Annotated in this window: 20 protein-coding genes and 2 pseudogenes; 17 read left to right on the forward strand and 5 right to left on the reverse strand. The window is 45.1% G+C overall.

The features are described from left to right. The first annotated feature begins 215 nt into the window (after positions 1 to 215). From hutC to AB4307_RS10200, 6 genes are all read left to right on the forward strand, one after another. Positions 216 to 929, forward strand: coding sequence for a histidine utilization transcriptional repressor HutC (hutC, locus tag AB4307_RS10175; RefSeq protein ID WP_372131793.1), 714 nt, complete (start codon positions 216 to 218; stop codon positions 927 to 929). A gap of 113 nt (positions 930 to 1,042) precedes the next feature. Next, on the forward strand, positions 1,043 to 2,293 hold the full coding sequence (gene hutI / locus AB4307_RS10180; protein ID WP_372131795.1) for an imidazolonepropionase: 1,251 nt from the start codon (positions 1,043 to 1,045) through the stop codon (positions 2,291 to 2,293). Further along, positions 2,280 to 3,308: a formimidoylglutamase gene (hutG, locus tag AB4307_RS10185; RefSeq protein ID WP_372131797.1), complete on the forward strand. Its 1,029-nt coding sequence runs from the start codon at positions 2,280 to 2,282 to the stop codon at positions 3,306 to 3,308. Before hutI ends, hutG begins: the two co-directional genes overlap by 14 nt. 72 nt (positions 3,309 to 3,380) lie before the next feature. Then, positions 3,381 to 5,075, forward strand: a complete 1,695-nt coding sequence (gene hutU, locus AB4307_RS10190; RefSeq protein WP_372131799.1) for a urocanate hydratase — start codon at positions 3,381 to 3,383, stop codon at positions 5,073 to 5,075. 14 nt (positions 5,076 to 5,089) lie between these two features. Further along, positions 5,090 to 6,622: a histidine ammonia-lyase gene (hutH, locus tag AB4307_RS10195; RefSeq protein ID WP_102428045.1), complete on the forward strand. Its 1,533-nt coding sequence runs from the start codon at positions 5,090 to 5,092 to the stop codon at positions 6,620 to 6,622. A 208-nt stretch (positions 6,623 to 6,830) separates the two neighbouring features. Beyond that, positions 6,831 to 7,556 carry a DUF3581 domain-containing protein gene (locus AB4307_RS10200; RefSeq protein ID WP_372131801.1) on the forward strand — a complete coding sequence of 242 codons (726 nt, stop codon included), beginning with the start codon at positions 6,831 to 6,833 and terminating at the stop codon, positions 7,554 to 7,556. Positions 7,557 to 7,647: 91 nt separating this feature from the next. On the opposite strand, the gene AB4307_RS10205 is transcribed toward AB4307_RS10200, so the two are convergent. Then, positions 7,648 to 8,109, reverse strand: coding sequence for a methyltransferase family protein (locus tag AB4307_RS10205; protein ID WP_017066183.1), 462 nt, complete (start codon positions 8,107 to 8,109; stop codon positions 7,648 to 7,650). A 66-nt stretch (positions 8,110 to 8,175) separates the two neighbouring features. Continuing rightward, complete coding sequence (gene ydiJ / locus AB4307_RS10210) at positions 8,176 to 11,211, reverse strand: D-2-hydroxyglutarate dehydrogenase YdiJ (protein ID WP_017066184.1); 3,036 nt, start codon at positions 11,209 to 11,211, stop codon at positions 8,176 to 8,178. A 222-nt stretch (positions 11,212 to 11,433) separates the two neighbouring features. Here ydiJ and AB4307_RS10215 point away from each other — a divergent pair, with 222 nt between their 5' ends. The 8 genes and pseudogenes from AB4307_RS10215 to AB4307_RS10250 all read left to right on the forward strand — a co-directional run bounded on the left by AB4307_RS10215 (position 11,434) and on the right by AB4307_RS10250 (position 17,547). Further along, positions 11,434 to 12,117, forward strand: a complete 684-nt coding sequence (locus AB4307_RS10215) for a DUF3334 family protein (protein ID WP_017059770.1) — start codon at positions 11,434 to 11,436, stop codon at positions 12,115 to 12,117. A 209-nt stretch (positions 12,118 to 12,326) separates the two neighbouring features. Continuing rightward, positions 12,327 to 13,016, forward strand: coding sequence for a DUF2786 domain-containing protein (locus AB4307_RS10220; protein ID WP_017059769.1), 690 nt, complete (start codon positions 12,327 to 12,329; stop codon positions 13,014 to 13,016). A 99-nt stretch (positions 13,017 to 13,115) separates the two neighbouring features. Beyond that, the gene (locus AB4307_RS10225; protein WP_372131817.1) at positions 13,116 to 13,784 is read left to right on the forward strand and encodes a YiaD family glycine zipper/OmpA-like lipoprotein; all 669 of its coding nucleotides are present in this window, start codon (positions 13,116 to 13,118) and stop codon (positions 13,782 to 13,784) included. 157 nt (positions 13,785 to 13,941) lie between these two features. Continuing rightward, positions 13,942 to 14,509: pseudogene (locus AB4307_RS10230) on the forward strand (tetratricopeptide repeat protein); the annotation flags it as partial. Positions 14,510 to 14,589: 80 nt separating this feature from the next. Further along, a pseudogene (locus tag AB4307_RS10235) lies at positions 14,590 to 15,027 on the forward strand (hypothetical protein); the annotation flags it as partial. A gap of 165 nt (positions 15,028 to 15,192) precedes the next feature. After that, positions 15,193 to 15,381 (forward strand): hypothetical protein, encoded by a 189-nt coding sequence (locus tag AB4307_RS10240; protein ID WP_017070242.1) that lies wholly within the window; start codon positions 15,193 to 15,195, stop codon positions 15,379 to 15,381. 343 nt (positions 15,382 to 15,724) lie between these two features. Next, positions 15,725 to 16,132: a SulA-like leucine-rich domain-containing protein gene (locus AB4307_RS10245; protein WP_017055178.1), complete on the forward strand. Its 408-nt coding sequence runs from the start codon at positions 15,725 to 15,727 to the stop codon at positions 16,130 to 16,132. Positions 16,133 to 16,443: 311 nt separating this feature from the next. Continuing rightward, positions 16,444 to 17,547: a phosphoribosylaminoimidazolesuccinocarboxamide synthase gene (locus AB4307_RS10250; protein ID WP_017055177.1), complete on the forward strand. Its 1,104-nt coding sequence runs from the start codon at positions 16,444 to 16,446 to the stop codon at positions 17,545 to 17,547. 174 nt (positions 17,548 to 17,721) lie between these two features. Here the strand turns inward: AB4307_RS10250 and AB4307_RS10255 are convergent, their stop codons facing one another. Together AB4307_RS10255 and AB4307_RS10260 are read right to left on the reverse strand one after the other, a co-directional pair. Continuing rightward, positions 17,722 to 18,099 carry a hypothetical protein gene (locus AB4307_RS10255; RefSeq protein ID WP_017059766.1) on the reverse strand — a complete coding sequence of 126 codons (378 nt, stop codon included), beginning with the start codon at positions 18,097 to 18,099 and terminating at the stop codon, positions 17,722 to 17,724. Positions 18,100 to 18,302: 203 nt separating this feature from the next. Continuing rightward, positions 18,303 to 20,681, reverse strand: a complete 2,379-nt coding sequence (locus tag AB4307_RS10260) for a helicase-related protein (protein ID WP_372131803.1) — start codon at positions 20,679 to 20,681, stop codon at positions 18,303 to 18,305. Positions 20,682 to 20,864: 183 nt separating this feature from the next. On the opposite strand from AB4307_RS10260, the gene AB4307_RS10265 reads away from it, so the two are divergent. From AB4307_RS10265 to AB4307_RS10275, 3 genes are all read left to right on the forward strand, one after another. Continuing rightward, the gene (locus AB4307_RS10265; protein ID WP_017059764.1) at positions 20,865 to 22,553 is read left to right on the forward strand and encodes an NAD-dependent malic enzyme; all 1,689 of its coding nucleotides are present in this window, start codon (positions 20,865 to 20,867) and stop codon (positions 22,551 to 22,553) included. A gap of 172 nt (positions 22,554 to 22,725) precedes the next feature. Then, positions 22,726 to 23,526 carry a SanA/YdcF family protein gene (locus tag AB4307_RS10270; RefSeq protein WP_065585188.1) on the forward strand — a complete coding sequence of 267 codons (801 nt, stop codon included), beginning with the start codon at positions 22,726 to 22,728 and terminating at the stop codon, positions 23,524 to 23,526. A 196-nt stretch (positions 23,527 to 23,722) separates the two neighbouring features. Beyond that, positions 23,723 to 25,093, forward strand: a complete 1,371-nt coding sequence (locus AB4307_RS10275; protein ID WP_017059762.1) for an SLC13 family permease — start codon at positions 23,723 to 23,725, stop codon at positions 25,091 to 25,093. Between the two features lie 254 nt (positions 25,094 to 25,347). Here the strand turns inward: AB4307_RS10275 and AB4307_RS10280 are convergent, their stop codons facing one another. Beyond that, on the reverse strand, positions 25,348 to 26,643 hold the full coding sequence (locus AB4307_RS10280; protein WP_372131805.1) for a GGDEF domain-containing protein: 1,296 nt from the start codon (positions 26,641 to 26,643) through the stop codon (positions 25,348 to 25,350). Between the last annotated feature and the right edge of the window lie 291 nt (positions 26,644 to 26,934).

The following is a 26,934-nucleotide window of genomic DNA, read 5'->3' on the forward strand; positions in this document are numbered from 1 at the left end:
GAAAGCCGCGATGAACCTTTAATTTCTTAAACATATTATTTCCCTTTCTAATTATCTGATTTACGAATAGTTATTGCGTGACAATTTGCGACACTTGCCTCACAGAATCAAGCAATTTGCCCCATCTATGTTGAATAAGGTCACATTGCCCGAGGAAATGTTGAAATCGTGAAAAATTCCGTTACTCTATTTGTATAGTCAAATAAGGTTTCATTATGTCGAAAGCACCGCTCTACCTTCAGATAAAACAGTTCATAGATGACAAGATCAGCAGTGGTCATTGGCCGGTGGGTTACCAAATCACCACAGAACTCGAACTTACCGAGCAGTTCAATGTGAGTCGAATGACGGTCAATAAAGCCATTCGAGATCTTGTGTCTGAAGGCAAGCTCATCAGGAAACCAAGACTGGGGACTTTTGTTTGTGAACCCGACGAAAAAGCGCAATCTCCGTTGCTTGATATCAACAACATAGCGCAAGAGATCAAAGACCGAGGCCAAACGTATACTAGCCAAGTTATCAAGCACGATAGTATCAAGGCTGATGAAAGCACGGCTACACGGTTAGGTGTGATGATTAACGCAGAAGTGTTCTATAGTGAAATCATACACTTTGCGGACAACGCACCGATTCAATTGGAAGCGCGCTGGGTGAACTCGCAAGCCGCACCACAATACCTAGAGCAAGACTTTTCAACCTCTACACCCAATGAATACCTTTCAAAAAGCTGCCCGTTGAGTGCAATCGAGCACACGGTTGAAGCCATTATTCCTGACTCTCAAATCAGAACGTCATTAAAACTTTCTGAATCAGAGCCTTGCCTACTTTTGAATAGAAGAACGTGGAGTAAAGAGCATCTCATCAGCTTTGCATTACTCTACCATCCGGGCTCTAAGTACAAATTAAGCTCCAAGATACTTCTAGATTAAAGAATATCATCCTGATCGCCGATCACATTTTTGCAACATCAACTTGATTCGGGTCAGCGTTTAGCCTATTTATTTGTATATACATTTAATGTTTAGCAAAGATTCAGGTGATTATGAATTTGATCCTCAAAAACGTACGAGTGGTCTCCATGAGCTCGGGAGCCGATGGTTATCAGCCTTCTTCCCCTCAAGATATCGTTATCAAAAACGGTAAGATCGTGTCCATCTCTTATTCAAACCAAAGCGCACTTGCTTCTGAATTAGAACAAGTAAGTGTTGATGGTTCTTTGGATTACCTCACCTATGATTGCAAAAACAAGCTCGTCACCCCAGGTCTGATTGATTGCCACACTCACCTCGTATTTGCAGGCAATCGCGCCAACGAATTTGAACAGCGTTTGAATGGTGTCTCTTACACCGACATCGCCAAACAAGGCGGCGGGATTCTTGCGACAGTCACTGCAACACGCGCAGCACAAGAGTCTGAACTGGTTGAAATGGCGCTACCTAGACTTGATGGCCTGCTAAGACGTGGCGTAACGAGCATCGAAGTAAAATCGGGCTATGGTTTAACACTTGAAGATGAGCTCAAGATGCTGCGTGCAGCCAAAGCGTTAGAGAATCATCGCCGTATTAAGATCACTACCACTCTCCTTGCTGCGCATGCTGTGCCACCTGAATATAAAGAACAACCAGATCGTTACATAGATCTGGTTTGCCAAGAGATCATTCCTAAAGCTGCGGAGCAAGGGCTCGCCGATGCCGTTGACGTGTTCTGCGAATCTATCGGCTTCAACCTAGAACAAACCGAACGTGTATTTGCCGCAGCCAAAGCACATGGGCTAGCGATTAAAGGCCACACTGAACAACTTTCGAATATGGGTGGCAGCGCGCTTGCAGCAAAATACGGTGCACTCTCTGTTGACCATGTTGAATACCTTGATGAAACCGGAGTAAAAGCACTGGCGGAATCAGGCACAGTCGCCACCTTGCTACCCGGCGCTTTCTATTTCTTGAAAGAGACTCAACAGCCACCTATTGCTTTACTTCGTGAACACAAAATCCCAATGGCGATCGCGACCGACCTAAACCCCGGCACATCTCCCTTTGCAGACTTAACGCTGATGATGAACATGAGCTGCACCCTGTTTGGTACGACGCCTGAAGAAGCGCTACGCGGTGTAACTTGTAACGCGGCGGCTGCCATTGGTAAGTCACAAACCAAAGGCAAAGTCGAAATCGGTTATGCCGCAGATTTGGCTATCTGGAACATCGACCACCCTGCAGATCTAAGCTATCAAGTCGGTGTTCCTCACCTGCATAAACGCATTGTTAATGGCGAGGTGTGTCATGACTCAATCTAAATCCAACGGTATCCAAGAGAACGCAACAACCGTGCATAACTTTGTGTGGACCGGACGTAATGATCTTGAAGATGTCGCACTCGGTACTCGCGTTCATCACATTACCAAGCAAGTGCAAAGTAGTGAGTTAAGTGACAAGCTGACTGACGGTGATATCGCCTTGGTAGGCTTTGCTAGCGATGCCGGTGTTGCAAGAAATAAAGGACGCGTGGGCGCGAAACAAGCACCTAACTTGATACGCCAAGCGTTGGCGAATATGGCTTGGCACAGTGACGCACACATCGCCGATCTTGGTGATATCGAGTGCAATGATGGTCAATTAGAAGTCAGCCAAAAACAGTGTGCTTCTGTGATTGCCAATGCCTTAGCAACCAACAAAGTGATTACCCTTGGCGGTGGTCACGAGGTGGCTTGGGCAACGTTCCAAGGTCTCGCTGAGCACCTAAATAAAATTCAATCAGAACACAATCCTAAGATCGGCATCGTTAATTTTGATGCTCACTTTGATCTTCGTGAATTTGAAAGCGACATCACCGATGTTAAACCGAGCTCCGGCACGCCTTTTAACCAGATCAGTGATTACTGCCACGCACATCAATGGCCGTTTCATTACGCTTGTCTTGGTGTGAGTGCCGCCAGCAATACCAAAGCGCTTTTCAACAAAGCCGACCAACTTGGTGTGTGGTACGAACATGATCGCGATATCACCCAAGTAAACCAAATTGCTCAACTGGTTAAGTTGCAAAAATTCATCGCTGAGTGTGATTACCTCTATCTCACTATTGATCTCGATGTCTTCCCAGCGGCGACTGCGCCGGGTGTTAGTGCCCCAGCAGCAAGAGGCGTTAGCTATGAAGCGCTCGCGCCTTTCCTGGAACAGATTTTTAAACACAGTGAGAAACTCATTATCGCGGACATTGCGGAATATAACCCAGACTACGACGTCGACGGCCAAACGGCTCGATTGGCGGCTCGTTTGTGTTGGGATATTGCCAGTGCAATGGCCAGTGACTAATCCAGCTATACCGATAACTACAACTACAACTACAACTACAACGATATAACGTGAAACAGAAGGAATTCCAAAATGACGGAACACCACAACAGTGACCCTCGTCTCGACACGACTCGCGAAATTCGCGCACCTCATGGCACCACTTTGCGCGCAAAATCTTGGTCAACAGAAGCACCCCTTCGTATGCTAATGAACAACCTAGATCCTGATGTGGCAGAACACCCACATGCACTGGTTGTGTATGGCGGTATTGGTCGCGCGGCACGTGATTGGAAATGTTATGACAAAATTGTTGAAGTATTAGAGCGTTTAGAGGACGACCAAACGTTACTTGTTCAATCCGGTAAACCTGTGGGCGTGTTCCCGACTCATAAAAACGCACCTCGCGTACTGATCGCTAACTCGAACCTTGTTCCACACTGGGCGAACTGGGAACACTTCAACGAGCTCGATAAAGAAGGCTTGATGATGTACGGCCAAATGACCGCGGGCAGCTGGATCTACATTGGTTCACAAGGCATCGTTCAAGGTACTTACGAAACCTTTGTCGCTATCGCGAAGAAGCACTTCCAAGGTGAAGCAAACGGCAAGTGGGTTCTAACGGGCGGTCTTGGTGGAATGGGCGGCGCTCAACCTCTTGCTGCAACGATGGCTGGCTTCTCAATGATCGCAGTGGAGTGTGATGAATCACGAATCGACTACCGCTTGCGTACTGGCTATGTAGACAAAAAAGCCACCAGCTTAGATGAAGCGATGGCAATGATTAAAGAGTCAGACACGCCAATCTCTGTTGGCTTATTAGGTAACGCCGCAGACGTCTTCCCAGAGTTAGTTGAACGCAATATCACACCTGATGTGGTGACTGACCAAACCTCTGCCCACGATCCTCTTAACGGCTACTTGCCGCAAGGTTGGACGATGGAGAAAGCCGCACAAGAGCGCTCCATTGATGAAGCAAAAGTGGTGAAAGCCGCTAAGCAATCTATGGCGATTCAAGTACAAGCGATGTTAGACCTGCAATACCGCGGCGCAGCGACCGTGGATTACGGTAATAACATTCGCCAAATGGCACTGGAAGAAGGCGTAGAAAACGCGTTTGATTTCCCAGGTTTCGTTCCGGCTTATATTCGACCTTTATTCTGCGAAGGTATTGGTCCTTTCCGTTGGGCGGCACTATCTGGTGACCCAGAAGACATCTACAAAACAGACCAAAAAGTAAAAGAACTGATTCCAGACAACCCACATCTACATAACTGGCTAGATATGGCGCGTGAACGCATTCAGTTCCAAGGCCTGCCAGCGCGTATTTGTTGGGTTGGCTTGAAAGATCGTGAACGCTTAGGCCAAGCATTCAATGAAATGGTGAAAAATGGCGAACTGAAAGCACCAGTTGTTATCGGTCGTGACCACCTAGATTCAGGTTCAGTAGCAAGCCCGAACCGCGAAACAGAAGGCATGATGGATGGATCAGATGCCGTATCAGATTGGCCTCTATTGAATGCCCTTCTGAACACAGCGGGCGGCGCAACTTGGGTTTCTTTGCACCACGGTGGTGGCGTTGGTATGGGCTTCTCGCAACACTCAGGCATGGTGATTTGTTGTGACGGCAGTGAAGATGCATCACAGCGTATTGCTCGCGTACTTCACAATGACCCAGCAACAGGCGTTATGCGTCATGCTGATGCGGGTTACGATATTGCCAAGCAGTGTGCTAAAGAGCAGAAGCTTGATTTACCTATGCTAAACGAAGAACTTCGTCGCCTTTAACTTCTGGAGAGAACATGTTGAATTTATTACTTAAACCAGGACTTCTAGGCCTGCCTGAACTTCGAAAAATCAGCCGTAGCCCTGTAAACTTATCACTCGATCCAGCAGCGATTCCTGATATTGAAGCGAGCATGCACGTTGTAGAACAAGTGATTGCTGAAGATCGCACTGTGTATGGCATCAATACGGGTTTTGGCTTATTGGCAAATACCAAAATTGCGCCTGAAGATTTAGAAGTACTACAGAAAAGTATCGTGCTTTCTCACGCGGCCGGCATTGGTAAATTCATGTCTGATGAAACCGTGCGCTTGATGATGGTGTTAAAGATTAACAGCTTGTCTCGTGGTTACTCGGGTATCCGACTCAAGGTGATTAACGCTCTTATCGATCTTGTGAACGCACAGGTTTATCCGTGTGTTCCACAAAAAGGATCTGTGGGTGCTTCAGGAGATCTTGCTCCCCTCGCCCACATGAGTACCGTTCTGCTAGGTGAAGGCCAAGCACGCCACAACGGCAAGATCATCACTGGCTTAGAAGCAATGCAGATCGCAGGTCTTGAACCAATCACACTTGCGCCGAAAGAAGGCTTAGCGCTGTTAAACGGCACACAAGCATCGACTGCCTTTGCATTAGAAGGTCTGTTCGCAGCGGAAGACTTGTTTGCGTCTGCAACCGTATGTGGTGCAATGTCTGTTGAAGCTGCACTGGGTAGTCGTCGTCCGTTTGACCCTCGAATTCATCGCGTTCGTGGTCATCGTGGTCAAATGGATGCCGCGCTTGCTTATCGCCATATGCTTGATCAAAAGAGTGAGATTGGTGAATCACACACTTGCTGTGAAAAGGTTCAAGACCCTTACTCGTTGCGCTGTCAGCCTCAAGTGATGGGTGCCTGTTTACAGCAAATTCGTAATTCAGCAGAAACGTTAAACGTTGAAGCGAACTCGGTATCGGATAACCCACTGGTATTTGCTGAAGACGGCGACATTATTTCAGGTGGTAACTTCCACGCAGAACCTGTGGCAATGGCAGCGGATAACCTAGCACTTGCGATTGCAGAAATTGGTAGCCTTTCTGAACGAAGAATGGCACTGCTGATTGATAGCGCACTAAGCAAACTTCCACCTTTCTTAGTCGATAACGGCGGCGTTAACTCAGGCTTTATGATTGCTCAAGTAACGTCTGCTGCTCTGGCAAGCGAGAATAAAACACTGGCACACCCAGCTTCAGTAGACAGCCTTCCAACATCGGCAAACCAAGAAGATCATGTATCTATGGCAACCTTTGCGGGTCGTCGACTGCGTGACATGGCAGAAAACACCCGTGGCATCTTGGCTGTTGAATACTTAGCAGCAGCACAAGGCTTGGATTTTAGAGCACCAAATCTCTCTTCTCCTCGAGTAGAAGAAGCAAAACAGATACTGCGCGAGAAAGTCAGCTTCTACGACAAAGATCGCTACTTCTCACCAGATATCGAGCAAGCTAACTTATTGCTCAAATTGTCTGTACACAACCACTTAATGCCTGAAGGTATTTTGTGTAGCTTCTGAGTCGTGAAATAACACGTCATATAAACAAGGGCTATCGATTAGCCCTTGTTGCATTGAGCCAGTCACCATATCCCCTGTAAAACTGCCACATACCATCCAACGTATTTATCTAATTGACTGATATATAAGCAAAGTTAACTGGATAGACCATTAGATCGAAGTTAGTTAGCTATAATCCACCCCAGATTTGATGACTAATAGCGATACTATGTTTCTGACACCTTACTTTTCTACTGAAGACAATCAATTTCAATTCACTCGTGAACAAGCTAGCCACTTTGCTAAAAAAGTAGCCGCTGACTTCAACCCAATTCACGATGAAGACAACAAGCGCTTCTGCGTGCCTGGCGATCTTTTGTTTGCAGTACTTCTGCAAAAAGAAGGCATCAGCCAAAAAATGCGTTTTGATTTTTCAGGTATGGTGGGTAACGGTATTGCGCTTAGCGTTGACAACAAGTGTGAGAAAGAAAGCTCACTGATTGACGAGAAAGGCAAAGAGTACCTACACATGTCTTGTGAAGGTGAAAAGAGCCACGATCAAGCATTCATCGAACACGTAGTAACAAACTACGTTAAGTTCTCTGGCATGAACTTCCCACACATCATGGTTCCTCTTATGGAAGAGCAACAGATGATGATCAACTGCCAACGTCCTCTTGTGATTTACGAGAGCATGGAAGTTGAATTTACTCGCCTAGACCTATCTCACCCAGAAGTAGAATTCTCTGGTGCGACTTTTGATGTTGAAGGCAAGCGTGGCATCGTGACACTGAACTTCGATTTCAAAGAAGACGGCGAAGTTGTCGGTAAAGGCGTGAAACGCATGGTAGCAAGTGGCCTTAAGCCATACGACCAAGCTTCTGTAGACGACCTAGTAAACCGCTTCAACGAACGCAAAGAGATGTTTCTAGCTCAGTTCACAGCAGCTGCTTAATCAGCTCTAGAACAAGATCAATAAAGCCCAGCTTGATAATCTCAAGCTGGGCTTTTTTATTTCGATTACTAAGCCAGCACTCAAATCATCACTAAATCCAGCGTCTAACCTTTTGTTTGTAATCAACATATTCTGCGCCGAATAATTGTTCTAGTGCTCGCTCTTCGGGTTTGATTTGGAAGTAATTCATGTAGATTACGAAGCCAAAGCTAAGTAGTACACTGAAGATATTCTGGAAGAAGTAGCCAAAGCAAAATAGCAGGATGAACAACCCTAAGTACATTGGGTTTCGCGTGTAGCCAAAAATTCCACTGTCCACGACGGCTGAAGCGGTTTCTACTTTGATCGGGTTAACGGTGGTTTTCTGTTTTCGAAATTCCAATATGCCGGATATTCCGATCACACCACTCAATGTGACTCCGATTCCTAACACAATCATTCCATAAGGCAATGCCAGTGTCCCTTGGCTCAACTGTTGAGCGCAGAAGTATGATGCTACGAATACAATAATGAACAGTGCAACTGGTGGTACTTTTAATTCTAGAAATTTCATACTTTTCCTTATTAACATTCCTTTGTTAGTTTAGAAAAAAGCCCAGCAATTGCTGGGCTAAATGTATTAGAGAATTTTTGCTAGCGCCTGTAATGGGTGAGCAAGCTTCTCACCTTCAAAACGCTTCACTTGGCTGCGGCAAGAATAGCCCGTCACCAAGCAACGATCTTTTGGTAAGTCCTGCATTTGAGGCTTCCAGCTTAAACCATATATGTCTTTCGACATTTGTAGCTTATCGACTTCGTGGCCGAAAGTTCCCGCCATACCACAACAGCCGACAGGAACGCTGGTTAACGCCGCCCCAAAGTGTTTGAAGATAGTACCCCACTCTTTTTCAGCGTTCGGCATTTTGGTTTTCTCAGTACAGTGAGCAAACAAGTACCACATATCTTCACTTGCTGAGCGTGCTTCGAACTCACCTAGCGATGGCATTAACCATTCATGCACAGTAAGTACATCAAAGTCGCCGCGCTTGTCACCTAAGATCTCGACGTATTCATCGCGGTAACAAAGCACAAGAGCAGGATCAACACCGACCAAAGGAATTCCGATATCCGCCACCATCGACAAGAAATCCGAAGTCGATTTCGCCTCACGTGCAAAACGATTTAAGAAGCCCTTGATGTGCAACGCTTTACCATTCGGTTTGAACGGCAGCAGTACCGGAGTTTTGCCAAGTTTTTGAGCCAGAGTGACGAAGTCTTCAATCACCTCGGCATCATAGAAGCTGGTAAACGGGTCTTGAACGATCAGCACATGCTGTTTCTTCTGTTCAGAAGACAAGCCTTCTAAATACTGTAAATCGAAGAGTTGCAGCTCTTTACTCGCTAGACGATTTTTGAGCGTAGGCACCGACATCAATGGTGCATCAACATAACCGACCGTTTTAGCTGTTGCCGTTTGGATCCACTTTTGACCCAATGCAGCGTTGACTACTTTTGGCGCTTTCGCCATCAGCGGCAGCATGGTTTCAATGTTGGCAACTAGATAATCTTTTGCAGGGCGCTGGTAACGCGAGTAGTAGATGTTCAAGAATCGAGAACGGAAACTTGGTACATCGACTTTGATCGGACATTGACTCGCACACGCTTTACACGCCAAACAACCGTTCATCGCCTCATGAACTTCATGCGAGAAATCGTACTCATGGCGTTTGTTCATCGTATTGCGAACACGCTCAATCATAGTCTTAACGGGTGTGTTGTCTTTCAACGCTTCTTGCTCAAGGTCGAGAATATCAACGCCTTGTTCAGTCAGTTGACGCAACCACTCTCTTACCAAGCCTGCGCGGCCTTTGGGTGAGTGACGTCGGTCAGCCGTAACTTTCATTGAAGGACACATTGGCGAGCTAGTATCGTAGTTGAAACACAAGCCGTTACCGTTACATTCCATTGCTTGCTTGAAGCTGTCACGAACTTGTACGTCGATCTGACGGTCGTAGAAACCACGCTTGGTATCGGTGACTTTCACCAATTCAGCGTCACTTTCTAAAGGCGTACAGATCTTGCCTGGGTTCATCTTGTTGTGCGGGTCGAATGCTGCTTTAATACGTCTTAATTCGGTAAACAGCTCTTCACCAAAGAAGTCTGGGCCATACTCAGAACGGAAACCTTTACCGTGCTCGCCCCACATTAAACCGCCGTATTTCGCCACCAGCTTAACCACTTCATCAGAGACTTCATGCATCAATGCTTCTTGCATCGGGTCACACAGATCCAATGCTGGACGAACGTGTAATACGCCCGCGTCAACGTGACCAAACATGCCGTAATTCAACTCTTTTGAATCGAGTAACACTCTAAATTCAGAGATGAAATCCGCGAGGTTTTCTGGTGGTACACAAGTATCTTCAGCAAAAGCGACTGGCTTAGCTCGGCCTTTCGCCGCACCTAACAGACCCACTGCTTTCTTACGCATGTTGTAGATTCGGCCAATGCTCGCCAAATCGCTACAAACTTGAAAACCAATCACGCCGGCTTCTTCGCTTTCAACCATGGTTTCAAGGCGTGCAGTCAGCGCTTGAACTTGCTGTTCAACTTCCGCTTCATCTTGGCCTGCAAACTCAACCATGTTGATGCCAAGCATCTCTTTGTTCGGAACATCAGTCAGCAAATCGCTCACGGTGTGCCAAACGATGTCTTGCTTCGCTAGGTTCAATACTCTTGAATCTACCGTTTCAACAGACAGTGCTTTCGCTTCCACCATGAACGGCGCATTACGCAGCGCAGAATCAAACGTGTTGTATTTCACGTTAACCAGTGTGCGCGCTTTTGGAATCTTGGTTAGGTTTAACTTTGCTTCCGTGATGAATGCTAAAGAACCTTCAGCGCCACATAGAACGCGAGTTAGGTCAAAGCTGTCATCTTGTTCGTTGATTGCATTCTTTAGGTCATAGCCTGTTAAGAAGCGATTCAGCGGAGGGAATTTATCTAAGATTTGAGCGCGTTTGTCTCGACAAACCGCCTCTGTCACCGCAAGTGCATGGTGAGCGAATTCACCCTCTACAGGTAAGCCGTGTGATAAATCAGATTCTAGACATGAACCATCTGCGAACACCGCTTGCAGCGACAATACATGGTCAGACGTTTTGCCGTACTTCAATGACCCTTGGCCCGAAGCATCGGTATTGATCATGCCACCCAAGGTTGCTCGGTTACTGGTAGAAAGGTCTGGAGAGAAAAAGTAACCATAAGGGCGAACAGCGTCGTTCAATTGATCTTTAACGACACCAGACTGAACTCTTACCCAGCCCTCTTTCTCGTTAATCTCAAGAACCTTATTCATGTATCGCGACAGGTCAACCACGACACCTTTTGTTAAAGATTGTCCGTTGGTTCCGGTACCGCCGCCACGAGGGGAAAAAGTCACGCGTTCGTAAGCGGATTTAGAAACCACTTTACCGATAAGCACAACGTCTTGCGTTGTTTTAGGAAGGATGACCGCCTGCGGCAATTGCTGATAGACACTATTATCAGTCGCCACAGCCAAACGGCTAGAATATTGAGATTCAATGTCGCCAGTAAAGCCCGCTGTTTTTAGTTCATCTAAAAAGCGTACAACAACTGGATCGACATCAGCATTGAGTTGAAGTCTTGGTAACATTTGCTTCCTGCCCCTACTTCGCTGATCCTATCAGCATTGGGTTATCTGAGATTTTTAATAATTTTCTTTGAATTTCGTCACTTTACTACTATTAAGATCATATAAAAAGGTGATCAAATCAGAATCTCAGTGCAAGAATGGAGAAATAGTCACTTTCGTCTTAATTCAGTAACAATATACTGAATAACATTTTGTTTAAGACATCTCCACGAGCACATCACAATGAAAAAAAACAAAACAGTCACAACTGAAGATATCCTTCTTAAACTATGCCAATCAGTCTCAAGCGTACTGACTTCAGCGACGGCTTCTCAGGTGTCCTATTCAGCCATGGTTCAAAAGATCAACAAGACAAGCCTAAAGCCAGATTTTGGTTGCTTCGTTCTGTTTGACGGCGGCTTTTCTGGTCTCGTTGTTATTAATTTTACGTCCAAAGCAGCGCTAGAGATCTACACCAATTACATGCGCAATATGGGCATGCCTGAAAACGAGCTTGCTGTGCTTCATACTTCAGACGAAGTGGGTGATGTATTGGGTGAGTTGATGAACCAATTAGTTGGCGATTTCACCAATAAAATCCGCAAAGAGCTGCAAACCAACATCACACAAAACCAACCGAAAATGCTGGCTCTGAACAAGCAAGTTAACCTTTCTGTTGATACCAATCTCGACCGTCCACAAGCTCGTCGTGTGACCTTCTCTACCGCTAATAACAACATCTTCTACCTTGAGCTTGCGATGGATAAGACTGAGTTCATTCAATTAGAAGAATTTGAAATCGCAGAAGACGAATGTCCAGATAGCATTCTTGAGGCGACTCAGAAAAAAATGCAAGAAGCGAACAAGCCAGCTCAAAGCTCTGGCAATGATTCTGCGGCAGATCTACTCGATGAACTGGGTATCTAGTTTACGAATGCTCTAGACATATTGAAAAAACGTGTCACTAACGCCATCAATACGCTTGATGGCGTTTTTGTTTTTACCGCCAACTGGGCTCATGCAGTTCAATGTTCACCGCCTTCCTTGTTCATCAAACCAGTTTTGCCTTTCTGTTACCCGCGAAAACATGTAAAATGTTGGACTTTTAAAAATTTGCGGTACTGATTAAATTGTCGATGGATAAGAAAAAAGCCCTAAAGAAAATTGCCAAGTGTCTTGAGCTTGGAAATTCTGCGAACGTCAATGAAGCTGCCAATGCGATAAAAATGGCGCATAACTTGATGCTGAAATATGGTCTCGAAAAAGACGATATTGAATTTATCAAGATGGGGAAAACTCAGTCCAGTCACCTGTTACCTGCAAATATCAGTTCTACACTGCTGCGTGTTATTCGCGGTATCAACACCAAATTTGGCGTAGAAGCCGTATTGCTGAATCATAAAGGCCTCAAGCGTGTTGAGTTCATTGGTGAAGCCGACCGCGCGATCTTCGCAGCGTTCGCTTTCGATATCATTTATCGTGAACTGAATGAACACACCGGCCAATTCAGAAATAGCTTTGCTGGCTCTGGCACAGGGTCCTTAGAAGTGACACGCCGCGTGAACTCGTTTGTTTCAGGCTGGGTTGAAGGTGCGCTTGAAAAGCTACCAACCATTACTCCCGACGACGAATCAAACAACAAGATCAATAACTACATTGATAAAGAATTCAAAAATATCGACCGTGAAACGTTCAAGCAGCAACTGAGAGAAGCGATGAAAAACCTCACCGCCGATTATGAAGTTGGTTTGAAGAAAGGTCGTAAATTGTCTGTTAATCGACCAGTTGGCGGTACCCAGGCAGCTAAAAAGATAACTAAATCATAGAGCCACTTTACATTGCTTCGACGTATTGATAAAAACCATCAATAAGATTTACAGGACTATGTTTGTCACTCGGATTCATTCGTTTGACAGAAGTACATGATGGAGAAATACGTTAAAAAAATCACACTAGCCCTAGCGCTTACTATCGCTTTAACGGGTTGTCAGGCAACTCAACGCCAAAACGCGACAACTGGCGAATCTGAGGCTAACTCTGCAACTCAAGGCACTCTAATTGGTGCACTCGCTGGTGCCGTTGCTGGTGCTGCAACTGGTGACTCTAAAGACCGTGGTAAACGTGCACTTATTGGTGCTGCCGGTGGCGCCGCTGTTGGTGGTGGTATTGGTTACTACTTTGACCGACAAGAAGCTGCCCTTCGTGAAGAGCTAATGAATTCAGGCGTTCAAGTTGAACGTGTCGGTGAGAACCAACTTCTACTTCGCCTAGAAAACGGCATCGGTTTTGATTCTGGCTCTTACGCTTTGGAATCAAGCATTCACAATACCCTTCGCGGCGTTGCTCGCATCCTAGTTGAATACCCAGACACTAGCCTAGTGATTCAAGGTCACACTGACAGCGAATCGACGAACCAAATCCTTTCTGAGCGTCGAGCTGAATCTGTTCGTGCATTCTTGATCTCTCAAGACGTTGCTGCAGGTCGTGCTATTGCTCGTGGTAACGGTGAGCGCTACCCTCTATGTGACAATAACACCTCTCAAGGTCGTGCTTGTAACCGTCGCGTAGAAATTCAAATCTTGCCGCTTAAGTAGCACGATTAAAGCCCAGTCCATCTTTATCTATTGAATTAACCTCTATATAGTTGTTTATCAGTTATGTTACTCATTTAACGTGATAATAATAATCAACGACCATAAAGCGTATTCATACTGACATATCGATTCTGGGCTTTTTTACGAGACTTATCTTTTGCTGATCCTATCCAACATTCTGTCATCATCATTTCTTAGAACACTATTTCTAGCCCTCATCTTTTCCACGATTCAACTGTCCACCACACATTTCGTGCACGCAGCAAGCAGTGATGAATTTTCACTAGAATCACAACCTCAAGATCCAGTTTCTCAATACCAATTGGCTCAAGCTTATGAATCGGGTGTCGACGTTCCTGTTAGCACCAGTGATGCATTGTATTGGTACACGCAGTCAGCAGAAAACGGCAACCCAAACGCGCAATTTAGACTGGGTGAATGGTACTTGGCAGGTACAGGTGTTGAACAAAGTAACAAGCTTGCTTTGGAATGGTTTATTAAAGCGGCGTTGCAAGGTAACCAGCGCGCACCTATCGAGGTAGCAAAACTCTACGAATCCTCGCTAGAACAAGACCTCCTTCAACCATTAGATAAAGCGCAGCTATGGTATGAAGCAGCCTTAAAAGATAATCCACAAGCAGAAGAGGGCTACAACCGCATTTTGGAAGCACAATTCAACCAGCAACGTGCAAAACAGATCTCTTCAATAGAACAGCTCGATGACAGCATCGACTCTGAAATAGACACCAGTCAGGGGGTATCTAAGCACGTTCAATCTAACCAAGCATCACGCTCTAACCTCTCCAGTTCTAACCTAACTAGCTCTGACTATATGATTGGTGCTGCGTTGGCCGTGTTGATTTCAATCATCAGCATTATTGCGACGCTCGTTATCTCAAGAAAAAGACAAGCTCTAAAGTCGGGTGATTCGCGACAGCAACAACAATCACTTGAAGCGCAGCTTAGCTCGAAGGACCTTACGATTAAGCAGCAAAAACGCCAGCTGAACACTATGTTCCACGAATTGAAGAAGCAGAAAAACAGCAAAGGTCTGAGTAATTTGCAGGTGGCCTGCGCGCTATTTGGCTACACACCTAGCTCAATCCCCGACCAGAAAAGCATCAAGATCCGATACAAACAGCTATCAAAGATCTACCATCCAGATGGTCACGGATGTGACGAAGAAATGAAACGTTTGAACAATGCGCTAAAAACCATTTTACAAAATGTTACAAAACCGTAAACAAACACACATCTTCATTTTCCTAGATCTCAAAGATATCGATTTTATTGGTGTTGCAATCGATCCCCCTCTCAAAAACGGGTAACAAACTATTAACTAATGGGTCTTACTTGTGTCATAATTTGCGCCGAAAATACACCTGACTTAAACAGGTGAGGAGAGAATATGTTCACAATAGAAGGCGTTTGTGATTGGTGCAAAAAGCCAAGCCTAGTTAAAAAGCACGACTACCTAGATGGTAAGTGTCATCATGCATGTAACGAGTGCAATGATATTGCAACCATTGATGTTCGCCAGTTCAATATTGGTGAAATTGAAATGAGAGCAAAACTCTCCCAAGCGACATTGAGATAAGCAACACCGTGAAATATAAGAAAGCGCCTAAGGCGCTTTTTTTGTGCCTGTGGTTTTAGATCTTCTTTCTTCTTTCTTCTTTGTTCTCTCTTCTATACAGGTATATACAGTACTTTTCTGCAAAAACCAGTGTATACACCTGTATAAAGCTCACATTTATTCAACTTATGATACAAAACAGCAGATTCATTCAAATTTAATTTATCGAATACTTTCAATGATTTAATCATTTACCATCCATAACCTCAGACGAAATCGTCCAATAATCCCGCAAAAAACGCTTGATCTTATAAGTAACTAAAACTACTGTATACACATACAGCATGTATATAAGGACAGCAAAATGATTCAAGCACACGTTAAAGCACAACACTCTAGCCCGCTAGTTCACTGCGCATTTACATCAGTTTCTCGTAAAAGCAAAAATTCAAACGAGGAAGCGTTGTTTGCAAGAATGGCGTTGCTGTCCAATCAACATCAGTGGTTACTGTTTACGGCTCAAACACCAAGACCATCGGCTAAGCAGCTTAAGCAACATAATGTTTGCTGCGACCGCGTTATTCATATGAAAGCCTCTCATCAAATGACTGAGGTAGAGACTGTCGAGAAAGCAATCCGCTCTAAGAATGCGAGCGCGATTGTTGCAAGTGCATCGATTGATCAGTTCAGCCAACAGTACCTAAGAACATTAGGGTTACGCTTTCAATGTGAAGTCTTCTTTATGGATGCAAATTCAGAGCGTATTCACTAAGCCACCTTGCTTAATAACATTTTGGCTCAAAAACATGGTCCACAAACATAGCTTAATCTTTTAGCTAACAAACTTAATTTAACTTAAGAAACAATTCGCCAAAACACAGTCCAAACATACTGCCTTCCCCTGCCCTACAATTCGCCCATTTTTTAGCGGATTGTTAGGCGGGGGTTTTTATTTAAACAATAGATTTAGCAATCGTTTGCTTTTTCTCTGGAAGCAAATAGTAGATTGGGTATAATGCCCGTCTAATCATGTGCACACCGCACTTCTCTGTATGACGTTTGATAAAAGATAGGAATGTCTAAATGAGCCTTGCTGATCAAGTTCTTGCCGTAAATGATGACCTACCAATCCGTACTGATAAACCTGTCCACAGTGGCAAGGTTCGTTCGGTCTACTGGTTAACTGAAGAAGATAGCCAACGACTAATTAAAGAGAAAGGCTACGATGTAGCACCAGATGCGCCTTTAGCAATCATGGTGATCAGTGACCGTATCTCTGCATTTGATTGTATCTGGCGTGGTGAAGGGAATCTTAAAGGTGTTCCAGGTAAGGGAGCGGCTCTGAATGCTATCTCTAACCACTGGTTCAAATTGTTTAAAGACAACGGACTTGCTGACAGTCATATTCTTGATATCCCTCACCCGTTCGTATGGATTGTACAAAAAGCTCGCCCAGTCATGATCGAAGCGATTTGTCGTCAATACATCACTGGTTCAATGTGGCGTGCATACGCAAACGGCGAACGTGAATTCTGTGGTATCGAGATGCCTGAAGGCCTTGAGAAAGACAAGAAGTTGCCTGAGCTACTGATCACGCCTTCAACAAAAGGGATTCTGAAAGGTATTCCTGGCGTTCCAGAAGCTGACGATGTGAACATCACACGCAACAACATCGAAGATAACTTCGCAGCATTCAACTTTACTCAAGCAAGCGACATCGCGCATTACGAAAAACTTCTTAAAGAAGGCTTCAACGTAATCAGCCAAGCGCTAGCAAAAGTAGACCAAACCTTTGTTGATACCAAATTTGAGTTTGGCTACGTCAACGATGCTCAAGGCAAAGAAAAGCTTATCTACATGGACGAAGTCGGTACTCCAGATTCATCTCGCATTTGGGATACTCAGGAATATAACAACGGCAACATCGTTGAGAATTCAAAAGAAGGCTTCCGTCAGTTCTTGCTTAACTACTTCCCTGATGCCGACATTCTTTTGAATAAAGAGCGTATGCCAGAACGTGAAGCATTGGCTCGTGACAATGAACTTCCACTGGATTCTCTAATGTCTCTGTCTCGCACTTACCTTGATATCGCAGCGAAAATCACAGGTGCGGAGATCGTACTGAGCGAAAATCCTAAGCAAGAGATCATCGATGTACTGCGCGCTGACTATGGTCTAATCGACTAGTCGCTTAATTGCTAATTGCTTAATCGCTTAATCGCTTAATCTCAAAATAAAAAGCTCGAAAGCTAATAAGCTCGTAGACTCAAGTTTTAGATACTAAAAGGGCCTCAATATTTGAGGCCCTTTTTACGTGTACGTTTTTACTATTCCTCGAGAGAGATTATAGGCGAGCTGAAGTTACAGCTTAATCGTGAACTCTTCTCCAGAATTACCCGCAATCACTAAATGACTGCGCGATTCAATATACTCGATCTGCTCTTCTTCAAGTGAATATGGCATCACCACTTTGAGCTCATTGATCCCTTCCAGCTTAGCGAGCTTGAGTAAGGTAACAATGTTCGACTCATCACTTTTACGCGTCGACATTGATTTCAATGCCATCTGCCATAAACGATCCTCTGGGGTGCCCAACTCTTTAATGCTATCTCGCCAGACGGTACTGAACACTGGCGCAATTGTGGTGAGTGCTTCCAGAAAAGTCCATTTTTTACTGCATGAGGCGCCAAGAAATGTTGTGTAATCGAACTCTACACGCGTCTCTTCCTGTTTATCCATGATGTCCCCCGACACTTTGGCAACACAATATACTCAATATCTATCAACTCTTTCTTTATAGCAATAGGATATAGAAGAATAGTCTTTTATGACCTTTTGATTGGTTAAAAAGGTATATAAAAATCAAACTTGTAACAAAATAAGCACTGAAAAATCATATATGCATCTATTTGATTAATATTTTAGAGATAAAACTTATCCATCTATTTGATATCAATTATTCGACTCGCTTTTTTGAACTGAATACGCCAACCAGACCATGTCGGTAGCTCCCAACGTTTTGGCGATAACTTTCGGCTACCCGACTGATAATGGACGTAAATCAGCTTTCTTGCGGGCAAGTATTCAACATCGAGTTGCAAGTCGGCAAGGCTCAATGCAAACGGATATTTTTCCGAAAACTCTGAATAGAGCCAAGTTGGAATCCCATCGAACGGTATGTCTGCATGGTCGAACATTTCCAATTCGCTGACATCAGTAACACCTAGTACTTCAAGCTGCTCTATAAACCATAGCTCAAAGTTAATGTTCTCAATTTCTGGTGTGTATTTAGTTTGTTCATCGAGACCAAGTTTCACATACAACTGCCAGTGTTTGATTTCTTGAGTGCGAACCTTAGCAAAACCGGGAAGCTGGTCTCCATTCAGCACAAGGTCGACGATAGGCTTTAACGATAATTGCCCTTCAGCGGCGACGAGTTTGGTTGTAATCGTGCGGCCTGCGTACACCAATGCCATCTCGGTAAAAACACCATCATCATTCACAACGGTTTCGCCTTGCTCCCACTCTCCTAGTTCAGCATCAATGAGAAGCTCAAGAGGAATGGGTGTCGTGACCGTCGCTAAGGTCAGTGTTTGCTTAACGCCTCTTCCCGGCAAGCTGTGAGTATCCAACACCAACATCGCTTGTGCATTATCAGGGAAACGGTTCTGACGACCGAGCACCACTTCTAAAACACCATTGGCAAAGGCTTCTTTCCTTTTCAGTCGGCGCACAAACACCAGTTCAGGATGCAGATTCACAATGGTCTTGAGCAATTCAATGCGTTGGAAACGTGACGCGACTTCTAGCTGAGGAAGTTCAAATACCTCCCGCATTTGCTTCGCCAATCCTTGAGCTTCATTCAGAGCCTGTTGGTCGATGTCTAAATGCGGATATTCTCGACCGCGCACAATCTGAATCAACAGGCTTAAATCACACCCTTCCTTCTCTTGTTGCGCGAGCGCTTCAAGATGTTCTGCATTGTTTGGTAACTGATACAAGCGAGCAGGAACGGACAGCGCCGCAGTGAGATCAACCATCGCCTCTTTTAATGCTTTGGTTTTGATTCGAGTAACGATATCGGCATACAAAGCATCAATCGGCAACGGATACAGCTTTTTACCATGCTCGGTAACTTGATGGTCGGCGTTAATCGCTTCCATCGTCAGCAAGGTTTGAGTTGCACTGTTGAGTGATTTCTCTGGAATAGGGTCAAGGAAGGACAAGCTCTCAAGCGGAGATCCACAACATGCTGCGGCCAACATAGGTTCGGTCAGCTCTTCACGCTGCAATTCAGGCGGTGTGACTAACTCTAACGCCGCATGCTCTCCATATAGACGCACACAAACGCCGTCCATTACCCTACCCGCGCGGCCAGCTCGTTGTTTGGCACTCGCTCGTGATATGGATTTAAGCATCAGTGTGGTTCTGCCATTACGCTGAACGGTGCGTCTCTCTAATCCTGAATCTATCACCACGCCAATGTCAGGAATGGTTAATGAGGTTTCTGCAACGTTAGTCGCAAGGATGACCTTTCTCAAACCATTACCTTCAGTATGGATATTCCGACCCGATAACGCTGAATCTCGCTCTGTATCACTGACCGACGCATGCAATTTAACAACTTGGATATCTGGATTTTTCGCTAAGGCTTGTTCGCATTGCACGATCTCTTTTTTACCCGGTAGAAAAACCAACATATCGCCAGAAGAAGCGATCAACTGATGATTAACTTCTTCCACGATACGCTGCTCTAGATGTCGGATATCAGGCAGTGTTCTGGATTCATTCGCTCTGTGCTCAATCTCAACTTGATAGGTTCGCCCTTCACAGCTTATGCGATTCGCATCCAAATAATGAGCAAGGCGTTCACCCTCAATGGTTGCTGAAGTGATCACCAAACGATGGCTCGCTTTTTGTTTCAGAATCGCCACCAGCAGATCAATGTCCCAGCGCCTCTCGTGAAACTCATCCACCACGATCACATCAAAACTAGCTAATCCATCTTCTGATAACCAACGCAGCGCGATACCGGGCGTCACAAAAACAACGTTAGTTTGCTCGTTGTATTCCGACTCAAGCTTAATCGCATAGCCCACTTTGCTACCCAACTTCTCGCCTGATCGCTGCGCGAGATATTTAGCCAGTGATGTACACGCGATGCGTCTTGGCTCCACCACTAACACTCGTCCATGTTGAGAGGCCCAAAGTGGCAGGCGCGTTGATTTACCTGATCCGGTTTCCGCCTCTACGACAAGGTGAGAATTAGCGATTTGTTCGTGGAATACGTTTTGATAAGCATCGATGGGAAGTAATGACATAAAATGGCGAGTAGCGAAAAAGTGTGAGCAAAGTATAACGAATTATCGTGTTGAAATTCGATAAGTGTGGGACAGAGGTAAGAATATCATTTTGTTTGCTCAGATCGCGGAGAAACTATTTACAATTGAATAACTAAACCGTTATCATTTTTTAGTTACCCTTTCTCCCATATTAGGCATCCAATGAACAACGATAAACGCCCTCTATATATCCCTTATGCTGGTCCTGCTCTACTAAGTACACCTCTTCTAAACAAAGGCAGCGCATTCTCTGCTGAAGAGCGCAGTTCTTTCAACCTTGAAGGCTTGTTACCGGAAACGACCGAAACAATCCAAGAGCAAGTAGGACGTGCATACAAGCAATATTGTAACTTCGAAAGTGATATGGATAAGCATATCTACCTTCGTAACATCCAAGACACTAATGAAACACTTTTTTATCGTTTAGTTCAAAACCACATCTCTGAAATGATGCCTATCATTTATACGCCAACAGTTGGCGCAGCATGTGAGAACTTCTCAAATATTTACCGTCGTGGCCGTGGTCTGTTTATCTCATACCCGAACCGCGATCGTATCGATGACCTACTGAATAATGCGACAAACCACAACGTTAAAGTTATCGTGGTTACGGATGGTGAGCGTATTCTTGGTTTGGGAGACCAAGGCATCGGTGGTATGGGTATTCCAATTGGTAAGCTAGCACTTTATACAGCTTGTGGCGGTATCAGCCCAGCTTACATGCTACCAATCGTGCTCGATGTGGGTACTAACAACCCTCAACGTCTTGCTGACCCAATGTACATGGGCTGGCGTCATCCTCGTATTACGGGTGCTGACTACGATGCATTCGTTGAAGAGTTCATCCAAGCGGTTCAACGCCGTTGGCCTGATGCATTAGTTCAGTTCGAAGATTTCGCACAAAAGAACGCAATGCCACTGCTTGAGCGCTACAAAGATCGCATCTGTTGTTTCAACGATGATATCCAAGGCACAGCAGCCGTAACGGTTGGTTCTCTACTTGCAGCATGTAAAGCAGCAAACAGCAAACTTTCAGATCAACGCATCACCTTCTTAGGTGCGGGTTCTGCAGGTTGTGGTATTGCTGAAGCTATCATTGCCCAAATGGTGTCTGAAGGTATCAGCGATGCACAAGCTCGCTCTCAAGTTTACATGGTTGACCGTTGGGGTCTGCTACAAGAAGGCATGCAAAACCTGCTTGATTTCCAACAGCGCCTAGTTCAAACCAACGAAAACACCAAAGACTGGGAAAGCGATGGCACTGGTTTCTCTCTACTAGACGTAGTTCGCCACGCGAAACCAACCGTATTGGTTGGTGTGTCTGGTGCTCCAGGTCTATTCAGCAAAGAAGTCATCAAAGAGATGAACCTACACAGTGAACGCCCTATCGTGTTCCCACTGTCGAACCCAACAAGCCGTGTTGAAGCGACGCCAAACGACATTATTCGTTGGACTGATGGCCAAGCACTTGTTGCGACAGGTAGCCCATTTGAGCCAGTCGTTCACAACGGCACAACTTACCCAATCGCTCAGTGTAACAACAGCTACATCTTCCCAGGTATTGGCCTTGGTGTATTGGCTGTGAATGCTTCACGCATCACTGACGAAATGCTAATGGAATCAAGCCGTGCACTTGCTACGTGTTCTCCACTAGCAATCAATGGCACAGGTGCTCTACTTCCACCATTGGAAGAGATCCACACGGTATCTAAGAAAATTGCTCTTGCGGTAGGTAAAAAGGCGATTGAACAGGGCGTTGCTCTAGAGATCACTGAAGAAGCACTGCAACAAGCGATTGACCAGCACTTCTGGCAGCCAGTTTACCGTCGCTACAAGCGCACGGCATTCTAATAAAGCGTACTGCGCTTGGAATAAAGAGCGTTAACGACTCTTATATGAGCCTCTGCAATTGCAGGGGCTTTTTTCTTTAAACTGTCTTGTCTTTTTAACTGATTTTTCTCATTTTTATTTGGTATTATCGAGCACTCAAAAATTAATGCTCAGTGAAAGGACCATACCGAGAGTGAAATTTGATTCTCACATTATCCGTAGCTACATAAAAAAAGCTTACAAAAAACTGCAAGGTTTTCTGTTTGGCGCTTTCCTCGTGTTCTTAGTAGGCAGCGCTGCGGTTATTGCGATCGATTATTGGGTTTCATGGCAAGCGGAAGATCGCATCATCTACGATATAGATGAAGTGCCCGAGCTTGAGGTCGCCGTTGTGCTTGGCACGAGCAAATATTTGGGTCGAACACTCAACGACTATTATAAGCACCGAATCGAAGCCGCGATTGAGCTGTTCGACCGTGAAAAAGTCGACCAGTTTCTGTTAAGTGGTGATAACGCTCATCGCTCTTACAATGAGCCGTGGACGATGAAACGCGACTTGCTGAAAGCGGGTGTACCCGATGAACGCATTAACCTCGATTACGCAGGCTTTAGAACCTTAGACTCGATTGTTCGCGCCAAAAAGATATTCGATACCGATAACTTTCTGATCATCACTCAAAAATTCCACTGTGAAAGAGCGTTATTCATCGCCAATTCTTACGATATTCACGCGCAGTGTTTAGCGGTTTCAGGACCAACCCATCACTCGGGAAGCTCAATACGTTTGCGTGAAGTGTTTGCGCGCACCAAAGCATTCCTTGATCTGTATATTATGGGGACAACGCCAAAGTTCCTTGGACCTAAAGAGCCGATTCAACCGAGTCCAAAACCGGAATCATTTCCGATCCCAAACCCTATCACCGACCCCACTGTAACCCCTGTTGTAGACCCTACAAAAAGCCCGATTGCAGACCCAGCAGAGACCGATGTGTAGAAAACTACACATTTTGAATTTGTTGCCTCACACTTCCCCATTGTTAAGCAAAAACACACCAACACTCCTTTATTAACTTGAGTAACATTCTTCCAACAAAGTCTGACCCTACATCAAGCTATATACCTCGACAATAATAAGCATGACTCAATGAAGTCGTGCACCAATAAAACGAGGATAACAAAAGGAGCGTCTTATGACGGCACTTGTTACTACACTGAAACACTGGTTGTTCACCCGCAACAGCATGATATTAATTGGTAATTTCACGCTATTCGCACTCTTGCTCAACACCCTTCCTTTCGAATCACAAGTCAATACTGGTTTGAGTATTCTCGTGTTCGTTGCGGTTCTATGGTTAACCGAAGCTATTCATGTCAGCATCACCGCTCTGCTCGTTCCACTCTTGGCTGTCTTGTTTGGTGTGTTCAATACGCCCGCTGCATTAGCGAACTTCTCGAACCCAATCATCTTCCTATTCATGGGTGGTTTTGCCCTTGCTGCTGCGCTCAACAAGCAAGAGCTCGATAAGGCGATTGCCGACAAAGTTCTGCTGATTGCAAAAGGCAGAATGTCGGTGGCGGTGTTCATGCTATTCGGTGTGAGTGCAGGCTTGTCGATGTGGATTTCGAACACAGCAACGACTGCAATGATGCTTCCCCTTGTTCTTGGCATCATGAACAAAGTTGACCAAAGTGAAGACCGCAACACGTACGTGTTCGTACTGCTGGGGATCGCTTACTGTGCATCGATTGGTGGTATCGCAACCTTAGTGGGTAGCCCGCCGAACGCAATCGCCGCTGCAGAAGTTGGCTTGAGCTTTACTGAGTGGATGGCGCTAGGTCTTCCAATCTCAATGATCTTACTGCCAATCGCGATGATTATTCTTTACGTGATGACTAAGCCAAAGCTTGACCACAAATTCGAGCTAGACCACGCTCCCGTTGAGTGGACAAACAGCAAGAAAATCACACTGTCTATCTTCCTTCTAACCGTAACGCTTTGGATATTCGGTAAACCAATCAACGCAATGATTGGCGGATTCTCTAAATTTGATAGCTTAGTAGCGATTGGCGCAATTGTACTGCTTGGCGCTTCTAGAGCGGTGGAATGGAAAGACGTTGAGAAGACAACGGACTGGGGTGTTCTTATCCTATTCGGTGGTGGTATCTGCTTAAGTAACATTCTAAAAGCGACAGGAACCAGCGTATTCTTAGCACACTCACTAAGCGGATTTTTAGAAACAGCTGGCGTACTGCTTACGATTCTAGCCGTGGTAGCGTTCGTGGTATTCCTAACGGAATTTGCGAGTAACACAGCGAGTGCAGCACTTCTGGTGCCAGTATTCGCAACCATCGCTGAAGCACTTGGTATGTCGCCAGTTATTTTGTCTGCACTGATCGCTGTTGCTGCGTCTTGTGCCTTCATGCTTCCTGTTGCAACACCACCAAACGCAATCGTGTTTGGCTCGGGTCACATCAAGCAGAAAGAGATGATGCGAATCGGTATGGTGTTGAACCTAGTTTGTATCCTAGTTCTGACTCTGTTCGCTTGGATCTTCTGGTAAACACTAACGTTCTATAAGCGCATGCTTACAGGAATGCTCCCCTAAACTGGTTGAACTTCCCCCGGTTCAACCAAGACAAAAATGCCCGTTCAGCGTAAGCAAGCACTGAACGGGCATATAAAAACAAGAAACGCTTTCCCTTTTGGTGGCCCCGCGCCACCTTTTTTGTTTTGGCTTTTGGGAGAAGAACCATAAAAACGCCACACGTCACATATGCACGTGTGGCTTATAAACTCATCAAAACAATTTTCAGATTAGTGACTCAAGATCACCTGGTTTCGACCTGAATGCTTTGCTTGATATAAAGCTTCATCAGCGCGAGCAATGGTCTCTGTCACTCGCTCTTGCTTCATCTCGGCAACACCGATACTGCATGTCAGCGGATCGCCATGAACCCAAAGGTGCTGGCTGACTAAAAGTCGGATTTTCTCGGCCTTTCTTTGTGCTTCGCCAAGATCAGTCTCAGGGCAAAAAACAATGAACTCCTCACCACCCCATCTCACCAACTTGTCGGTAGCGCTGATCGAGCTGCCCACCACCATGCTGAATTCACGCAGAATATGGTCACCCATTTGGTGTCCGTATTTGTCGTTCACACTCTTGAAGTAGTCAATATCGAGATAGAGTATACTGAGCTTACCGTGGCCTTGCTTTACCTGCTGAGACTGCATTTTTAGCCAATCACGAATCGCGTGTCGGTTGAGAATCCCAGTCAGTTCATCACGATGAGCCTTTTCTGAAAACTCAAAGTTTTGCTCTCTCAGTGCTCGATTGACGTTCTTTAAGTGATGATGTCTTTTCTCTGCAAGCACCATGCGTTTTCTTGAACGGTTTAACTCAGACAATAAGAATACGGTGCCTGTACCAACCCAAACAAACAGTAAGATAAGGAACAAGCTTTCGCCTGAAATATAAGATCCCTCGAACTCAATACTACGGATGACTATTCTGTGGTGACCCAGTTTCGCACCAGACGCAGTAGCAAACTCGACCATATTCACATTCGAATACTCAGGCGCTGAATGCTCTAGCGCAATCTCGTTATCCGCTAACCACCATGTCATTACTTGCAGGTTTTTGATCGGAATCTCAATCACACCACCATCCACGCCTGGAGAAAACTCCATTCCGTTGTACTTATGCGTGTACTCGTCATCAGGAACCGAATAAGCAGGATTGTAATTACGCAGGTAAGTTCGCAAACGACCGCTAGAATCGGCCTCCGCATGGTAATCAATATTGACTCTAAAGGTGTGGTACTGAGAAAGGTCAAGGCCAGTGGTAATGTCTGGGTTGATACGAATCGATAGGCCGCAATAAGGCCACGGATACTCAGACTTTTTAAGCTCACAGTCGAGAATATACTGACCATTTTGATAAGATAATTGGGACGTACTGACGCCTCTATCCACTTGATCGCTGGTCGCGATAAACTCATATTTATCCGGCGTAATTGCCGTTATCACACGATTTCCGCTCACACGGTAATACTGGACAATCGCCAGTGTCGTGATAACTAAAAAGATGACTATTTTATGGATCCACTTCACGTCTAAGCTTCCGGCTTAAGGTCCCTATAGTTGGGATTTCACGATAAAAAATAAGTTAGGTAAATTAGTGATCTTAATGCCAATAATTTACTAAAAAACGTTATATCACGCCTGAACAAAATGTCATACCATAATTTTGAGCGAGCGTTTACTCATCAATTATCCATCGCAATAATCAAGTAATATTGCGTATTAAAACGGACTCTATTTGTTATACTCATCGCATAATCATCGTTAACCGTAGCGCCTGCTTACAGAGCGTCCGAGTCGACGAAATAATAATCAAAATAC

Source organism: Vibrio sp. 10N.261.52.C2, assembly GCF_041471425.1.
Lineage (GTDB): Bacteria > Pseudomonadota > Gammaproteobacteria > Enterobacterales > Vibrionaceae > Vibrio > Vibrio crassostreae_C.

What these genes read in the sequence shown, in the direction of transcription:
- hutC (WP_372131793.1), top strand. Translation starts at nt 216, where the DNA reads ATGTCGAAAGCACCGCTCTACCTTCAGATAAAACAGTTCATAGATGAC.
- hutI (WP_372131795.1), top strand. Translation starts at nt 1,043, where the DNA reads ATGAATTTGATCCTCAAAAACGTACGAGTGGTCTCCATGAGCTCGGGA.
- hutG (WP_372131797.1), top strand. Translation starts at nt 2,280, where the DNA reads ATGACTCAATCTAAATCCAACGGTATCCAAGAGAACGCAACAACCGTG.
- hutU (WP_372131799.1), top strand. Translation starts at nt 3,381, where the DNA reads ATGACGGAACACCACAACAGTGACCCTCGTCTCGACACGACTCGCGAA.
- hutH (WP_102428045.1), top strand. Translation starts at nt 5,090, where the DNA reads ATGTTGAATTTATTACTTAAACCAGGACTTCTAGGCCTGCCTGAACTT.
- AB4307_RS10200 (WP_372131801.1), top strand. Translation starts at nt 6,831, where the DNA reads ATGTTTCTGACACCTTACTTTTCTACTGAAGACAATCAATTTCAATTC.
- AB4307_RS10205 (WP_017066183.1), bottom strand. Translation starts at nt 8,109, where the DNA reads ATGAAATTTCTAGAATTAAAAGTACCACCAGTTGCACTGTTCATTATT.
- ydiJ (WP_017066184.1), bottom strand. Translation starts at nt 11,211, where the DNA reads ATGTTACCAAGACTTCAACTCAATGCTGATGTCGATCCAGTTGTTGTA.
- AB4307_RS10215 (WP_017059770.1), top strand. Translation starts at nt 11,434, where the DNA reads ATGAAAAAAAACAAAACAGTCACAACTGAAGATATCCTTCTTAAACTA.
- AB4307_RS10220 (WP_017059769.1), top strand. Translation starts at nt 12,327, where the DNA reads ATGGATAAGAAAAAAGCCCTAAAGAAAATTGCCAAGTGTCTTGAGCTT.
- AB4307_RS10225 (WP_372131817.1), top strand. Translation starts at nt 13,116, where the DNA reads ATGGAGAAATACGTTAAAAAAATCACACTAGCCCTAGCGCTTACTATC.
- AB4307_RS10240 (WP_017070242.1), top strand. Translation starts at nt 15,193, where the DNA reads ATGTTCACAATAGAAGGCGTTTGTGATTGGTGCAAAAAGCCAAGCCTA.
- AB4307_RS10245 (WP_017055178.1), top strand. Translation starts at nt 15,725, where the DNA reads ATGATTCAAGCACACGTTAAAGCACAACACTCTAGCCCGCTAGTTCAC.
- AB4307_RS10250 (WP_017055177.1), top strand. Translation starts at nt 16,444, where the DNA reads ATGAGCCTTGCTGATCAAGTTCTTGCCGTAAATGATGACCTACCAATC.
- AB4307_RS10255 (WP_017059766.1), bottom strand. Translation starts at nt 18,099, where the DNA reads ATGGATAAACAGGAAGAGACGCGTGTAGAGTTCGATTACACAACATTT.
- AB4307_RS10260 (WP_372131803.1), bottom strand. Translation starts at nt 20,681, where the DNA reads ATGTCATTACTTCCCATCGATGCTTATCAAAACGTATTCCACGAACAA.
- AB4307_RS10265 (WP_017059764.1), top strand. Translation starts at nt 20,865, where the DNA reads ATGAACAACGATAAACGCCCTCTATATATCCCTTATGCTGGTCCTGCT.
- AB4307_RS10275 (WP_017059762.1), top strand. Translation starts at nt 23,723, where the DNA reads ATGACGGCACTTGTTACTACACTGAAACACTGGTTGTTCACCCGCAAC.